This window comes from Streptomyces sp. NPDC000348, assembly GCF_042898795.1.
GTDB lineage: Bacteria > Actinomycetota > Actinomycetes > Streptomycetales > Streptomycetaceae > Streptomyces.
In genome coordinates this window covers 101542-115272 of sequence record NZ_JBIAZD010000006.1, presented here as the reverse complement: position 1 = coordinate 115272, position 13731 = coordinate 101542, and the positions used below count along the sequence as shown (strand labels likewise).

Below are 13731 nucleotides of genomic sequence, written 5' to 3'. Positions count from 1 at the left end.
CCGCCGCAGGCGGGACACGTCCGGCTACGGCTCGGGGTGCCAGTCGCGCACCATCCGGAAGAACACCTCCTCGTTGCCGGACAGGCCCGCCCGGGCCAGGGCGGTCTCCGCCTCGGCGAGCACGGAGGGCGGCACCGTCGGGGGCCCGGGAGGCCCCGGCGGGCCGGGCCGGGTGTCGAGGACGGCGCGCACCGTGTGCAGCAGCCGCAGGTAGGCCTGGACGGCGGTGCGCTCGCGGTCGGTCGGTACGGCGGTGGGCATCGCTCGGTTCTCCCCGTGTCGCGGTCGGTGACGATTCGCCTCCAGCTTGACGCCCCCCACTGACAATCGGAGGTCACCCCGGGCCGGTTCCCCCGCCCGGCGGGCACGCGCGCCGGGGCGTGCCCGAGCGGCCCTGCGGCCCCGGACACCCCGGTGACGCCTCGATCCGCCCCGCGGGCCGGTCCCGCCGGACCGGCCCGCGCAGCGACGAACCGGCGAGCCGGGTCCGGCACTCGCCGGTCGGCAGCGGGCCGAAGGCCCCGGCCTCCTTCTCCTCGGCCGGGTCGAACCGGGTGCGCGCGGCGACCCGCAGGACGGTCGCCCCCAGGGCGTCCTCGTCGGGCCGTGACCCGGCAGGCACGTCACCACCTCCGCGCCCGGGACGTGAGGGCGACCGCGGCGGCCGGCCCGCATGTGCCACGGCCCGTGACCCGGGATCACCAACCGGTGGCCCGGCACCGTGCGTTCCTCGGTCACGACGGGGTCCCGGTCCGCCATGCCGAGCCAGGGCCCGCTCGCCGTCCCGGGCGGGAAGACCGCCGTGCGGAACAGCACGGGCCGGCCGCGACGCCCGCTCATCGCCCCGAACGGAGCCGCGTACCGATCGGCGGGCCGCGCCGGGACGGGAAGCCTCGGCTCCGCCGGCGACCCGCCGCACGGGCGGGGCGTCTCCCCGCCGATGCCCACTGTTCTCCCCGGGTCAGGCCTTGGGCCGCTGGACACCCTCCAGGAGCATGTCCAGCCACTCCGCGACCTTGTCGCGGTGCTGGTCGGTGGGCAGCTGGGCGGCCCGCCAGGCGATCTGGCGCACCCCGTGGTCCTGCAGCAGCCGCTCCAGCGGGTCGTCGGCCGGCACCGCCGCCGCCCGCTCCCGGTCCGCGAGTTTCTGCAGCAGCTCCTGCTCGGTGTGCTGGAGCGCGCCCGCGAGCGCCTCGGGGTCCTCGGCGGTGAGGAAACCGGCGTGCACCCGGAAGAACCGCTGGATGGCGTCGCAGTGCTCCATGGTCGGCCGCCGGTCGCCGTTGATCAGCGCGCCGGCCTGCTGCCGGGACATGCCCGCTCCGTCGGCGATCTCCTGCTGCGTGTACCTGCGGCCGTTCGGCTTCAGCCGGGTGCGGCGCAGCAGGTCCAGCCGCTGCACGAACCGCGCCTGCACATCGGGCTCGCCCGCGGACCGGCCGCTCAGCAGCGCCTTGACCACGCACTCCGGGACACCGGAGGCGGCGGACAGCCGGCCGACGTCGAAGACCTCGGCGTGCGCCACGCCGAGCCGGTCGGCGAGCGCGGTGACGCGGGCGACGACGGCCGGCAACGCGGTCGTCGGCACGGCGCCCGGACCCTCGAAGCCACCCGTCACCGAAAGATCTCCTACGTCTCTCACAGGCTTCTCACAAGCGATTGCCGTGAACTTCACGGAGACTAGCCGTTGCCGCGAACCCGCATCCAGGTCTCGCCACAACTGTGGCCAATTTCAGCCGTCAACCGGCATGAAATGCCACGATAGTTGACACGCCTCACGTGCGGGCAGCAGGATCGGGGCGCCGCGTCAGGGCCGCACAGGCAAGAGGGGTGACCTCCCGATGGCACATCAGGCAGGAGGGCAGCGGCCGGCGCCGCGGCCCGTCCCCGGGACCCCCGAGGCCCAGGCCTATCTGCAGGACTACGCCGTCCTCCTGGAGGCGGCCCCCTTCCCCTCCCTGGTGGTCGACCACCGCTGGGACGTGTTGCTCACCAACACCGCCTTCCGGGCGCTCTTCCAGGAGGTCGAGCCGCACCCCACGGCCCTGCCCTCCGACAACTTCCTCCGGTTCGTCCTCTTCCACCCGGACGCGGCCACGGTGCTCGGCGACCACGAGTCGAGCTGGTGCCTGCCGATGCTGGCCCACTTCGCCGGGGTCGTCGAGCGGTACGGCCACGACCACGGGCTGCAGGCCATCCGCCGCGACATCGCCCAGGACCCCATCATGGAGGCCGCCTACCGGCACGGAGTGCCGCACTGGCTGCGGGCCGTCGGCGAGCGGGCCGCCGAACACGACGGCGCCGTACGGCCGCTGCTCCACCCCGACCCGCGCTGGGGCGCCACGGACTGCCGGATCGTCGCGGAGACGACCCCGACCCTCCAGGACATGGACTGCACCCGGCTGACGCTGGTCCTGCGCGAGGCGCGCCGCACCCCGCCCCGGGGCCGCGGGTCCCGCCGCGCCGCCTCCCACCTGAGAGTGGTCCGCTCCGCCGACTGAGACGGCCCCCGCCGAGAGCGTCCGCGCTCTTCCCCGCAGTGCTGCCGTGTGACCCAGTACTGGCGTGAGCGAGCCGCCGACCTGCGTTGTCGTGGTGGCGGGCGCTGGGATGACGGGCGCCCGCCTGCGCTCTGTACGCGGCCCGGGCCGGCCTCGCCGTGACCGCGGTGGACCGGGTCGCCGCCGTCCGGTTCGGGCAGCACACCGACCGGAACGATCCTGCTGTCCGCCGGTGTTCACCGGCACGGTCGGCGGAGCGGCGCCGGGCGCCGGTCCGCGCCGGGGGCGGCCGCGGACGACGTCCTCGACGGGCCGCCGGGCTGCCCCGGGGCCGCCGGCCGCGCTCCGCGGCACCGGTGCGGGCAGGGCCGCCCCCGCCGGACACCGCGGCACCGGCTCCGCGGCGGGTGATGCCCCACGGAGCCGGTGCCGTGTGTTCAGCGGGTGACCAGCAGACCCCAGCCGCGCAGCACACGCCGCTCCAGCGGACTGAACAGCAGCAGGTCGACGGCGATCCCGACGAGCAGGATCAGGAGGATGGCCAGGAACACCTGCGGCATGCTGCTGTTGGTGCGGCCGTTCTCCAGCAACTGGCCGAGACCGACGCCGAGATCGGGCGAGGTGGCGATGATCTCGGCGGCCATCAGGGACCGCCAGGAGAACGCCCAGCCCTGTTTCAGACCGGCCAGATAGCCGGGGAGCGCCCCCGGCATCACGATGTGCCGGGCCTCACGCAGACCGGTCGCGCCCAGGGTCCGCCCCGCGCGCAGGAACAGCGGCGGGATCTGGTCGATGCCCGCGACGAGACCGTTGGCGATGGACGGGACCGCGCCGAGCAGGATCACGGCGTACATCATCGAGTCGTTCAGGCCCAGCCAGATCACGGCGGGCGGCACCCAGGCCACCGACGGCAGCGACTGCAGACCGGACAGGAGGGGGCCGATGGCCGCCCGGACGAACCGGACCCGGGCGACCAGCAGGCCGAGTGGCGTACCGATGGCGAGCGCCAGCAGGAAGCCGAACAGGCCGCGTGAGACGGACGTCCAGATGTAGTCGAGGAGCAGTCCCCGGAGCCAGGCGTCGCGCACCTCGCCCCACACCTCGGACGGCGAGGCCAGTTTGTAGTCGGGGGCGACCTCGGCCCACACCAGCAGCTGCCAGACGACCAGCACCAGCGCGACGGCGGTGACCGGTGGCAGCACCTTGCGCAGCAGCGTCTCGCGCAGTGGCGCACGGACGGCCCGCACCGAGTCCAGGGCGTCGAGCCCGGCCTCCAGTCCCGCCAGACCGTCCGGGTCCCGGGGCTTCCCTGCTGCCGGGAAACCGTCCTTCCCGGCGTCGGCGCCGGTGTCAGTGCCGGCCATGGCGGCGGATCTCCCCACGCAGTTCTTCGGTGATCTCGGCGGACAGTTCGGCGACGGCGGTGTCCTCGATGCGGCGCGGCTGCGGAATGCCGACCGTCCACTCCCGGGCGATCCGGCCCGGGCGGGAGGACAGCAGGACGACGCGCTGCGCGAGCCGGACGGCCTCGCGCACGTTGTGCGTGACGAACAGCACCGACAGCCCCGTCTCCTGCCAGATGCGGGACAGCTCCTCGTGCAGGACGTCCCGTGTGATCGCGTCCAGCGCGGCGAACGGCTCGTCCATCAGCAGCAGCCGGCTCTCCTGGGCGAGCGCCCGGGCCAGCGCGACGCGCTGCCGCATACCGCCCGACAGTTCGTGCACCCGTTTGCCGTACGCGCCCCGCAGCCGTACGAGTTCGAGCAGCCGCTCGGCCTCCTGGCGCCGTTCGGACCTGGCGGTCCCCCTGAGCCTCAGCGCGAGTTCGATGTTCTTGCCCGCGGTCAGCCACGGGAACAGTGCGTGCTCCTGGAACATCAGGGCGGGTCGGCCGTCCGTGCCGATCGAGCCGGCGGAGGGCAGGTCGAGTCCGGCGGCCAGATTGAGCAAGGTGGACTTGCCGCAGCCGGAGGCCCCCAGGAGGGTGACGAACTCGCCGGGTGCGACATCGAGCGTGATGTCGTCGAGGACGAGCTGCCGTCCGCCGGGCGTGCCCGGCGCGGGGAAGGACTTCGAGACGTGCTCGATCCGGGCGGCGTACGCCGTCGCCCCGGCGTCCTCGGCGGTCGTGGCCGTCGTCGTGGCCATGGTCGTCATCTCCTGGGGGGCGCTTCGGGTGCGGTGGTCGTCACTCGGCGCCGAGACCGGCGTCGTCGACCTCGTCCTTGCCCTCGGCCGCGAGGACCTTGTTGAGCGGCCCGAGGTCGTAGATGCCCTTCAGGTCGGGCTCCTCCAGCAGGCCGGCCTTGACCGCGTGGTCCGCCTCGGTGCCGAGGGTCGAGGCCAGCGGGTCGTCGAGGAAGGTGATCGACTTCCAGGCCGGGTCGATGACCTCGGCGGGCAGTGCCTTGCCCGACAGCTCCTCCAGCGCCGCGTTGGCGGACGCCTTGGCCTTGTCCGGGTTGGCGTTGATCCACTCGTTGGTCTTCACCGAACCGCGCAGCACGGCCTCGACGACGTCCGGGTGCTCCTTCAGGAACTTCTGCGACACGATGATGTTCGTGATCACGAACTTCTTGTCCGGCCACAGGTCGGCCTCGTCGAGGAGCACCTCGGCGCCCTCGGCGACCAGCTTGGACGCGGTCGGCTCGGGCACCCAGGCGCCGTCGACGGAGCCGGACTTGTAGGCGTCCGGTGTGATCTTGTTGTCCGTACGGACGACGGAGACGTCGCCCTTGCCGCTCTGCGCGTCGACCTTCCAGCCCTTCTCCGCGATCCAGTTGAGGAACGCCACGTCCTGGGTGTTGCCGAGCTGGGGCGTGGCGATCTTCTTGCCCTTGAGGTCGTCCAGGGTCTTGATCTTGTCCGGGTCGACCACGAGCTTCACGCCGCCGGAGGCGGAACCGCCGATGATGCGCAGGTTCTTGCCGTTCGACTTGGTGTAGCCGTTGATGGCGGGGGAGGGGCCGATCCAGCCGATGTCGATGGACCCGGCGTTGAGCGCCTCGATCTCGGAGGGGCCGGCGTTGAAGGTCGAGGCCTTGATCTCGGTGCCGCCGAGCTCCTTCTGGAGCAGCCCCTCCTGGACGCCCACCAGGGCGGTGGCGTGCGTGAGGTTGGGGAAGTAGCCGATCTTCACCTCGTCGGCGGAGAGCTTCTCGGCGTCCGCCGCGACCTCGGTCCGCTTGCTGTCGTCAGCGGCTTCGGATCCGTAGCCGCAGGCGGTGAGCAGGAGGGGAAGCGCTGCTGCGGCGGCGAGGGTGCGCAGGGTGGTGAGCGGTCTTGCGGCAGACACGGAGGTGTCCTCTCAGGGAAAGGGCTGATCAGGGAGGCGGGGAAAGCGCGGGGCGGGAGCGCACGGGCACGACGCGCCGGCACTCCGCTCGAGGGGCCTCGGCGACGGGAACGCCGTCGCGGGTCCGGGAGCGGAGGTGTGCGGGGATGAGCGGTGCCGCCGGCTGAAGGGCGCGCTGCGGACGGGCTCAGACGGACCGACAGAGGGCGCTGGACGTGCGGCCGAGATCGATGTGGCGGCGCGAGGTCAGCAGGAGGAGCGACAGGTCTGCGCGGCCGGGCGTTCTCATGACCACCTCACAGATTCCTAGTTTTCCTACCTGGCTGATAGGGATCGTGGCAGAAGGTGGCGCCCACCCCAAGGGGGTGATCACATGGCGGACACGCCCGTCTCGCCTTTCGGGATACGCCGGTTGACGGCCCGGCGTGTCAGGGATTCACCCAGGCCCTCGGGGCGTCGGTCAGCGCGGCCACCTCGTCGGGCAGCCGGGCCGACGCGACGTCGGCGAGCGACACGCCCTCGAGGATCTCGCGCACGTTGGACCGCAGCGCGATCCACAGAGGGAGCAGTGACTCGGCGGGGCCGGTGTAGGACAGGTCCGGCGGGCGGACCCCCCGCACCGAGACCAGCGGCCCGTCCACGGCGCGGATGACGTCGGCGATGCTGATGGACCCGGCGGGCCTGGCCAGCCGGTAGCCGCCGTTGCCGCCGCGCTGGCTGAGCACGAGACCGCCCCGGCGCATGTCGTTCAGGATGCTTTCGAGGAACTTGTGCGGGATGTCCTGGGCGTCGGCGATGGCCTCGGCCTTCAGTGGCCCGTCGTCCCGTGACGCGGCGAGCTGCAGCGCGGCACGTACCGCGTAGTCCGCCCTGGCTGAGATCCGCATGCGTCCCATTATCCCGTACGGCTTCGGCCGGGCCGCACGCCGCGGGGGCCGGAGGGGCCGGGGCCGGCCGGCTCGGGCACGGGGGCCGCGGGACCGGCCCCGAACGTACCGCCCCGGGGTCAGGAGGGCAGGACGAACGGAGGGTGGGCGCCGTTGAGGAAGTAGTCCCCGACGTCGCGGAGCCGCTGGGCGACGGGCTCGTACAGGGTGTGGGTCCGGGCATTGCGCCAGAAGCGGTCCAGGCCCAGCCGTGCGGAGGCGGAGCGGGGGCCGATGATGTCGAGGACGCGGGCGGTGGACTCCCGCGCGGCTCTGGAGGCGGCCGCTTCGGCCATGGCCACGAGGGCGGAGACGTCCGCGTACTCGTCATAGGTGAGGTCCTCGCCGAGCGTCAGCGCGCCCTGCACGGCTTCCCTGGCCTGGTCGGCGAGTGCGGACGCGGAGCGGGTGAGGACGGTGAGTTCTCCGTAGGTGGTCAGTACCTGGGGGTCGTGGGGGGTGCCGGCCGACCAGGCGAGGTGCCAGGGCACCTGGCCCGTCCTGCTGTACTCACGGGCTTCGGCGAGCGCTCCCTCGGCCATGCCGAGAAGGAGCTGGACGGAGACGAGGTGCCCGACCGGCGATGCCAGGGCGGCCCGGGGCGACAGGAAGTCCTCGTCCGCGGAGAGGGAACCGAGTACGTCGTCGGCGGCGACCGGTACGTCGTCGAACTCCACACTGCCGCCGGCCGCGAGCCGTTGGCCGAAGGTGTCGACGTCACCGTCGATCCGGACGCCGTGACGGGCGGGATCCACCACGACGGCGAGTGGTTCACCCGTGTCCTCCCGTACGGCGCGCACGGCGAGGCGGTCGGCGACCAGGACCCCGGTGGTGTAGCTCTGCCGGCCGCCGAGCACCAGGCCGCGGGAGGTGCCGGCCAGCACCAGGGGAGGCTCCTGACGGGCGAAACCGCCGCCCCAGCACCACTCCTCGGCCGCGGACCGCTCCTCCGTCCGTGCCGCCAGGGCGGGCGCGGCGAAGAACCGGGCGCTCCACGACAGGAAGTAGTGACAGCCGAGCAGCTGCCCGATCGCGCCGTCGGCCGCGGCGACCTCCCGGACGACCGCGTAGGCCGTGGACCAGTCCGCGCCGCCTCCTCGGGACCCGGCCGGCGCCAGAAGCGTCAGCAGTCCCGCCTCGCGCAGCCGGGACACCTCGTCGAACGGGGCCCTGCCCGCCTGCTCCCTGGTCACCGTGTCCGTGGCCAGGTCGTCCGCCGCCTCCCGGGCCACACGCAGCCAGTACGCGTGGCCGGGTCCGGTCCGGTCGGACGGCGGGGCGGGGTGGGGCGGCGCGGGGGCAAGGCCCATGGAAGTGGTCTCCTCGAGGTCGGCCGCGGAGCGCGGCGTCGGGACTCTCCTGCCGGCCGGGCACGTCCGTGCGGCCCGCGCGCCGCACGGTGACGGTCCGGCGCCGGTCGCCTCCCGTCCGCCGGACGGGGGACGGGTCCGCGGCGGCGACCGGTCGGTCCCCGGGCCGTGGCCCGTCCTCGGCGCCGGTCCGTGCGGTGCCGCCCACCGGGCGAAGGCGGCGCGCGTCGGAGCGCGGCTGATCGTTCGGAGTGGCCTGGGCCGGAAGTGCCGTGGTCATGAATGACGGTTGTCCCTCGGGTGTGTGTCGGGCCGTCAGGCGCGTTGCCGCTCAAGGGACATGCCCATCATGCTGCGCGTCCCCGCCGGGCGTCGTCAATTCTTTCCTAGTAATTCGATAGGGAAAATAGGGAAAGTCTCACACTCCGAGAAGTCGTCCGCCCCCGGACGCGTTGCCGTCCCGGCCCGGTGGCGCTCAGGGTGTGCGGTTCGGCGAGCGCGTCGGGATCCACGGGCTCGGCGCATGGCGCGTGACGTGGACCCCGCCGGAGAACGGGGCGGCCCACTGGGCGGGGGACGGGGCCGGCCGCACGGGGCCGTCGATCGTGGAGGAGGCGCCGCTCACCGGTCGCCGCCGATCGCGGGACGGGCATCGGCGGACGTCGCCGCGCCCCACCGGGCGCGTGCGGCGGACAGGCGACCGCGCAGTCGCCGCAGCGGAGTGGGCGGCAGCGCGCGGGAGTCGCCACGCGCGTAGTACCGCTCGACGTGGTACTGACCCGCGCTGAGCACGCTGGTGACCGCGACGTACCAGAGCGTCGCGACCATCAGCAGGGGGATGACCTGGTAGGTCTGGTTGTAGACCAGCTGCACCGAGTACAGCAGGTCGTGCACGGCCAGCACGCTGACGATGCTGGTGCCCTTGAGGGTGCCGATCAGCATGTTCCCGGCGGTCGGCACGATGGAGCGCATCGCCTGGGGAACGACGATCCGGCGCAGGGTACGGTGCCTGCTCAGTCCGAGCGCCTGGGCGGCCTCGGTCTGCCCGGCGTCGACGGAGAGGATGCCGCCGCGCACCACCTCGGCGGCGTAGGCGGTCTCGTGCAGGGTGAGGCCGATGACGGCGGTGAGGATGGGGCCGAGCAGATTCACCGTCCTCACGGTGACGAACTCCGGCCCGAACGGGACGCCGAAGCCGAGCGTCGGGTACAGAGCGCCGATGTTGAACCAGAACAGCAGCTGCACCAGCAGCGGCGTGGACCGGAAGATCCACACGTAACCCCAGCTCAGTGTGCGCAGGACCGGGTTGCCCGACAGCCGCATCACCGCGAGCACGGTGCCGAGCAGGAAACCGAGCACCATCACCGCACCGGTCAGCCACAGGGTGAGCAACAGCCCGTCGAGCACGGCGGGGGTGGTGAAGTACCGCCCCACCACGTCCCACTGGAAGGCCTGGTTGCGGACGACCGAGTTGAGCACCATCGCGAACACCAGCAGCGCGGCCGCGGCGGTCGCCCACCGGCCGACGTGCCGGCGCGGCACGATCCGCGGCAGGTCGGGTCCGGGGGCGCCCGCCTGGTCCGGGGGCTGCTGGGCAGGGGCGGACGTGACGTCGGAAGGTGTGACCATCGGGAGGCTCTCCGGGGGAGGGAATCACAGGCGTGGATGACCGTCCGGTGCCCCCCGTGGGGAAGCGCGACGGTGCGGGCGCTGCGCGGGCACGGGTCGGCCGGGGGCCGGTGTCGTCACACTCGCCGCGTCCCTCAACGCGGCCGGAAGGGCTGCCGCGCGGGGCGGAGCCGATCCGTCGTCGATCGTATGTGCCCACAGCGCGGACGTGTCAACAACGCGGGGAGCGGCGGGCCGTGGCGGCGTCCGGCATCCGGGCGACGCTTGACGGACGGCGGGATGTACTGCTCAATGGTCCGCATGACTGCCCAGCAGCGCTTGGTCTCGCGCCACCACATCGACTTCGGTCGCGTGTGGTCCGCCGCGTGTTGCGCCTGACTCGGCAGCGGGCCCTCTGACCGGCCCTTCCCTCCCTCGGTGACCCCGTCGCGGGCCGGGTTCTTCCTTCGCGCGCGCTGCCGCAGCTCCGTTTCCTGACGCTCGACGTCGTCACACCCGTACTCACCCACCCGCCTGGTGGGCCGTCACCCGTGCCCCCCACGCCGGGTGACTCCCCGTGCCCGCGTGCGGTCTCCTCCGAAAGGCCCTTCCATGCCCGTGGAATTCCCCGGCATCGCCGCCACCGACGACGGATCCAGAACCACGCCCCGCTCCGGCGCCGCCTTCGACGAGGAGGACACACCCGAGGAGGTCGCCGAGCGCCACGCCGAGCGGACGGCACACGGGACGCGGGCCCCGGCGGCGGTGGGCGCATGACCTCCGTGGCCCGACCGCCCGCGCCGGCAGCCGGTGTGACGGTGGTCCACGTCCCCGTCTCCGATCCGCGCGTGAGACCCCTGCTGCGCGAACTCGGCGACGAGTACGCGACGCGCTACGGCAAGGACGCGCACGCCGAGATCTCCCGCTACCCCGACGAGGAGTTCACCGAACCGTACGGCGGCCTGCTCCTGCTGTTGCTGGAGCGCGGCGAGCCCGTCGCCGGCGGCGCATTCCGCCGGTACGACGCGACCACGGCCGAACTGAAGCGGATCTGGACCCACTCCGCCCACCGCAGACGCGGCCTCGCCCGGCACGTCATCGCCGAGCTGGAACGCGAGGCGGGCGCACGCGGTTACCGGCGCATCCACCTGACCACCGGACCACGCCAGCCCGAGGCCCGCGGCCTGTACCTGGCCACCGGCTACACACCGCTCTTCGACACCGGGGCCGACCCGGAGACCATCGGCCCGCTGCCCTTCGAGAAGCACCTCGACGTCCAGTCGCGCACCTGAAAGGCCCCGACCTGTGAACCTCCCCGGGATCAGAACCCGCCTGCGTCTCGCCGCCGCCCTCGCACTGCTGCCGCTCCTCGTGTCGACCGCCTGTGGCTCCGGCGGCACCGACGGCACAGCGGCGGCGGGCGCCCAGGCCTCTCCCGCGCCGACCGACGACCCGGTCGCCGCCGTGCGCAAGGTCGACTCGGCCGCCGCCCTGCTCCCCGCCGAGGTGCGCAGGGCCGGCACGCTCCGCGTCGGCAGCGCGACCGGGTTCCCGCCCGGGGCGTACTACCCGAACGGCACCGACGAGGAGCCCGTGGGCCAGGACATCGACCTCGCCGACGCCGTGGCCAAGGTGCTCGGCGTCGGGCTGGAGCGGCAGGACGCCTCCTTCGAGACCATCCTGCCCGCCCTGGGCAGCGGCAAGTACGACTTCGGCACCGGCAACTTCGGGGTCACCGCCGAGCGCCTGAAGACCATCGACTTCGTCACCTACATCGACGACGGCCAGGGCTTCGCGGTGAGGAAGGGCAACACCGAGCTGAAGACGAAGGTCACCGAGCTCACCCAGCTGTGCGGGCTGACCATCGGCACCGGCGCCGGCACCACCTTCGAGACGACCCTCGACGCGCAGAAGGACGTGTGCGCGAAGGCGGGCAGGAAACCGTACGACGTGAAGGTCTACTCGGAGAACGCGGCGACCCTCACCGCACTCCAGCAGGGCCGGATCGACGTGATCATGTCGACCATCAACGGCCTGCGCCACCAGGCGGCCCAGCCCGCCTCGCGGACCGCCTTCCTCGGCGAGTTCCACCGCCTCGACGTCGGCTTCGCCTTCAAGAAGGGCTCCCCGCTGACCAAGGCCTTCCAGGCCGCCGTCAACGAGCTGATCAAGGACGGCACATACGGCCGGATCCTCGAGAAGTGGGGCACGTCCGCCTCCGCGATCGACACGTCGCGGATCAACCCGCCCGAGCACGCATAAGAGCTGAGCAGGAACACCACGATGGCATCCACCACCGGCACCGCGCCGCCCGGTGCGGCCACCCCGCGCACCGGCCCCGAAGCCCCGCCCGCCCCGGACGATCCGTCATCCCTCCAGGTCGTCCCCGTCCGCCACTACGCCCGCTGGGCGGCGGCCGCCGCCGTGATCGTGCTGGTCGCCCAGTTCACCCACGGCCTGGCCACCAACCCCGTCTGGGAGTGGGGCGTCTTCCGCGACTACGTCCTGTCCGAGACGATCGTGCGGGCGGTGTGGGTGACCCTCCAGCTCACCGCGTACGCCACCGTGCTGGGCTTCCTCCTGGGCACCGTCCTGGCCTTCATGCGGCTGTCGCGCAGCCCGGTGCTGCAGACGGTCGCCTGGACCTACATCTGGATCTTCCGGTCGATCCCGATGATCGTCCAGCTGGTGTTCTGGTTCAACCTGAGCGCGCTGTACGACAGGCTGGGCGTCGGCATCCCCTTCGGACCGGTGTTCTGGTCCGTCGACAGCAACAGCCTCATCGGCACCATCGGCGCGGCCGTCATCGGCCTCACGCTTCACCAGGCCGCCTACGCCGCCGAGATCGTGCGCGGTGGTGTGATCTCCGTCGACCACGGACAACTGGAGGCCGCTGCGGCACTGGGCATCCCCCGTCTGCGGCAGATCCGCCGGATCGTGCTGCCGCAGGCGATGCGCGCGATCCTGCCCACCGCCGGCAACGAGATCATCGGTCTGCTCAAGGGCACCTCGGTGGTCTACGTGATGGCCATCGGCGAGCTCTTCTACCAGGTGCAGGTGATCTACGGCCGCAACGGCCGGGTGATCCCGCTGCTGCTGGTCGCCACCGCCTGGTACGTGGTGCTGACCTCCCTGCTGTCGGTCGCCCAGTACTACGTCGAGCGCCGCTACGCCCGCGGCGCCGACCGCACCCCGCCGCCCACCCCCGTCCGGCGGGCCCGCCGCTTCGTGCGCGACATCCGGGCCGCGGCGGCCCGGCGCGACCGGCCCGTCGTACCCCTCGAGCCGCTGGGAGACCACCGATGAGTGACGTGATGGTGGACGTCCACAAAGTCCACAAGAGCTTCGGCCCCCTGGAGGTGCTGCGCGGCGTGGACCTCCAGGTCCGGGCCGGTGAGGTCACCGTGATCCTCGGCCCGTCCGGCTCCGGCAAGTCCACGCTGCTGCGCACCATCAACCACCTGGAGAAGGTCGACCGCGGCTGGATCGGCATCGACGGCGAGCTCATCGGCTACCGCCGCGCCGGGGGCAAGCTGTACGAGCTGAAGGAGAAGGACGTTCTGAAGCAGCGCACCCACATCGGGTTCGTCTTCCAGAACTTCAACCTCTTCCCCCATCTGACCGTGCTGGAGAACCTGATCGAGGCGCCCGTCTCCGCGCTGCGCCGCCCGCGCAGGGAGGCCGAGGAGACCGCCCGCCGGCTCCTGGAGCGGGTCGGCCTCGCCGACAGGGCCGACGCCTACCCGCGGCAGCTCTCCGGCGGCCAGCAGCAGCGCGTGGCCATCGCCCGCGCACTCGCCCTCGAACCGAAGGTGCTGCTCTTCGACGAGCCCACCTCGGCACTGGACCCGGAGCTCGTCGGTGAGGTCCTCGACGTCATCAAGGACCTGGCCCGCACCGGAACCACCATGATCGTCGTGACCCACGAGATCGGCTTCGCCCGCGAGGTCGCCGACACCGTGGTGTTCATGGACGGCGGTGTCGTCGTGGAGCAGGGCCCGCCCGCGGCCGTCCTGGACGACCCGCGGCACCAGCGCACCCGCGCCTTCCTCTCCAAGGTCCTCTGACCGACCCCCACCCCTTTCCGCAGC

Annotated in this window: 15 protein-coding genes and 1 pseudogene; 6 read left to right on the top strand and 10 right to left on the bottom strand. The window is 72.7% G+C overall.

Annotated features, from left to right (window positions below):
- Positions 1-24: 24 nt before the first annotated feature.
- The 3 genes and pseudogenes from ACFY3N_RS14320 to ACFY3N_RS14310 form a co-directional block, all read right to left on the bottom strand.
- The gene (locus ACFY3N_RS14320) at positions 25-261 is read right to left on the bottom strand and encodes a hypothetical protein (RefSeq protein WP_390816963.1); all 237 of its coding nucleotides are present in this window, start codon (positions 259-261) and stop codon (positions 25-27) included.
- Between the two features lie 73 nt (positions 262-334).
- Positions 335-948, bottom strand: a pseudogene (locus tag ACFY3N_RS14315) (toxin-antitoxin system, toxin component).
- A gap of 13 nt (positions 949-961) precedes the next feature.
- Positions 962-1618 (bottom strand): helix-turn-helix domain-containing protein, encoded by a 657-nt coding sequence (locus tag ACFY3N_RS14310; protein ID WP_390816962.1) that lies wholly within the window; start codon positions 1616-1618, stop codon positions 962-964.
- A 223-nt stretch (positions 1619-1841) separates the two neighbouring features.
- Between ACFY3N_RS14310 and ACFY3N_RS14305 the strand changes: the two genes are divergently transcribed.
- The gene (locus ACFY3N_RS14305; protein WP_390816961.1) at positions 1842-2501 is read left to right on the top strand and encodes a hypothetical protein; all 660 of its coding nucleotides are present in this window, start codon (positions 1842-1844) and stop codon (positions 2499-2501) included.
- 437 nt (positions 2502-2938) lie between these two features.
- Here ACFY3N_RS14305 and ACFY3N_RS14300 read toward each other — a convergent pair whose 3' ends face one another.
- The 7 genes from ACFY3N_RS14300 to ACFY3N_RS14270 form a co-directional block, all read right to left on the bottom strand.
- On the bottom strand, positions 2939-3865 hold the full coding sequence (locus ACFY3N_RS14300) for an ABC transporter permease (protein ID WP_390816960.1): 927 nt from the start codon (positions 3863-3865) through the stop codon (positions 2939-2941).
- Positions 3852-4658 (bottom strand): ABC transporter ATP-binding protein, encoded by an 807-nt coding sequence (locus ACFY3N_RS14295; protein WP_390816959.1) that lies wholly within the window; start codon positions 4656-4658, stop codon positions 3852-3854. The genes ACFY3N_RS14300 and ACFY3N_RS14295 overlap by 14 nt, the downstream gene beginning before the upstream one ends.
- A gap of 31 nt (positions 4659-4689) precedes the next feature.
- Entirely contained in the window at positions 4690-5796 is a 1107-nt protein-coding gene (locus tag ACFY3N_RS14290) for an aliphatic sulfonate ABC transporter substrate-binding protein (protein WP_390816958.1), read from the bottom strand.
- A gap of 187 nt (positions 5797-5983) precedes the next feature.
- Complete coding sequence (locus ACFY3N_RS14285) at positions 5984-6085, bottom strand: putative leader peptide (protein WP_390816957.1); 102 nt, start codon at positions 6083-6085, stop codon at positions 5984-5986.
- Between the two features lie 139 nt (positions 6086-6224).
- Complete coding sequence (locus ACFY3N_RS14280) at positions 6225-6683, bottom strand: RrF2 family transcriptional regulator (protein WP_390816956.1); 459 nt, start codon at positions 6681-6683, stop codon at positions 6225-6227.
- 119 nt (positions 6684-6802) lie between these two features.
- The gene (locus ACFY3N_RS14275; RefSeq protein ID WP_390816955.1) at positions 6803-8032 is read right to left on the bottom strand and encodes an acyl-CoA dehydrogenase family protein; all 1230 of its coding nucleotides are present in this window, start codon (positions 8030-8032) and stop codon (positions 6803-6805) included.
- A gap of 621 nt (positions 8033-8653) precedes the next feature.
- Positions 8654-9661, bottom strand: a complete 1008-nt coding sequence (locus ACFY3N_RS14270) for an amino acid ABC transporter permease (protein ID WP_390816954.1) — start codon at positions 9659-9661, stop codon at positions 8654-8656.
- 591 nt (positions 9662-10252) lie between these two features.
- Between ACFY3N_RS14270 and ACFY3N_RS14265 the strand changes: the two genes are divergently transcribed.
- From ACFY3N_RS14265 to ACFY3N_RS14245, 5 genes are read left to right on the top strand one after another with little or no spacing between them, the layout of a single operon-like run.
- Positions 10253-10417, top strand: coding sequence for a hypothetical protein (locus tag ACFY3N_RS14265; RefSeq protein ID WP_390817207.1), 165 nt, complete (start codon positions 10253-10255; stop codon positions 10415-10417).
- Positions 10414-10932, top strand: coding sequence for a GNAT family N-acetyltransferase (locus ACFY3N_RS14260; RefSeq protein WP_390816953.1), 519 nt, complete (start codon positions 10414-10416; stop codon positions 10930-10932). The genes ACFY3N_RS14265 and ACFY3N_RS14260 overlap by 4 nt, the downstream gene beginning before the upstream one ends.
- Positions 10933-10945: 13 nt before the next feature.
- Positions 10946-11902 carry an ABC transporter substrate-binding protein gene (locus ACFY3N_RS14255; protein WP_390816952.1) on the top strand — a complete coding sequence of 319 codons (957 nt, stop codon included), beginning with the start codon at positions 10946-10948 and terminating at the stop codon, positions 11900-11902.
- Between the two features lie 21 nt (positions 11903-11923).
- Complete coding sequence (locus ACFY3N_RS14250) at positions 11924-12946, top strand: amino acid ABC transporter permease (RefSeq protein ID WP_390816951.1); 1023 nt, start codon at positions 11924-11926, stop codon at positions 12944-12946.
- On the top strand, positions 12943-13707 hold the full coding sequence (locus ACFY3N_RS14245; RefSeq protein WP_390816950.1) for an amino acid ABC transporter ATP-binding protein: 765 nt from the start codon (positions 12943-12945) through the stop codon (positions 13705-13707). Before ACFY3N_RS14250 ends, ACFY3N_RS14245 begins: the two co-directional genes overlap by 4 nt.
- The last annotated feature ends 24 nt before the right edge of the window (positions 13708-13731 follow it).

Bases quoted from the DNA above. Each gene is read 5' to 3' on its own strand.
- ACFY3N_RS14300 (WP_390816960.1), bottom strand. From the start codon at position 3,865: ATGGCCGGCACTGACACCGGCGCCGACGCCGGGAAGGACGGTTTCCCG.
- ACFY3N_RS14280 (WP_390816956.1), bottom strand. From the start codon at position 6,683: ATGCGGATCTCAGCCAGGGCGGACTACGCGGTACGTGCCGCGCTGCAG.
- ACFY3N_RS14270 (WP_390816954.1), bottom strand. From the start codon at position 9,661: ATGGTCACACCTTCCGACGTCACGTCCGCCCCTGCCCAGCAGCCCCCG.
- ACFY3N_RS14295 (WP_390816959.1), bottom strand. From the start codon at position 4,658: ATGACGACCATGGCCACGACGACGGCCACGACCGCCGAGGACGCCGGG.
- ACFY3N_RS14265 (WP_390817207.1), top strand. From the start codon at position 10,253: ATGCCCGTGGAATTCCCCGGCATCGCCGCCACCGACGACGGATCCAGA.
- ACFY3N_RS14320 (WP_390816963.1), bottom strand. From the start codon at position 261: ATGCCCACCGCCGTACCGACCGACCGCGAGCGCACCGCCGTCCAGGCC.
- ACFY3N_RS14245 (WP_390816950.1), top strand. From the start codon at position 12,943: ATGAGTGACGTGATGGTGGACGTCCACAAAGTCCACAAGAGCTTCGGC.
- ACFY3N_RS14250 (WP_390816951.1), top strand. From the start codon at position 11,924: ATGGCATCCACCACCGGCACCGCGCCGCCCGGTGCGGCCACCCCGCGC.
- ACFY3N_RS14260 (WP_390816953.1), top strand. From the start codon at position 10,414: ATGACCTCCGTGGCCCGACCGCCCGCGCCGGCAGCCGGTGTGACGGTG.
- ACFY3N_RS14275 (WP_390816955.1), bottom strand. From the start codon at position 8,032: ATGGGCCTTGCCCCCGCGCCGCCCCACCCCGCCCCGCCGTCCGACCGG.
- ACFY3N_RS14305 (WP_390816961.1), top strand. From the start codon at position 1,842: ATGGCACATCAGGCAGGAGGGCAGCGGCCGGCGCCGCGGCCCGTCCCC.
- ACFY3N_RS14285 (WP_390816957.1), bottom strand. From the start codon at position 6,085: ATGAGAACGCCCGGCCGCGCAGACCTGTCGCTCCTCCTGCTGACCTCG.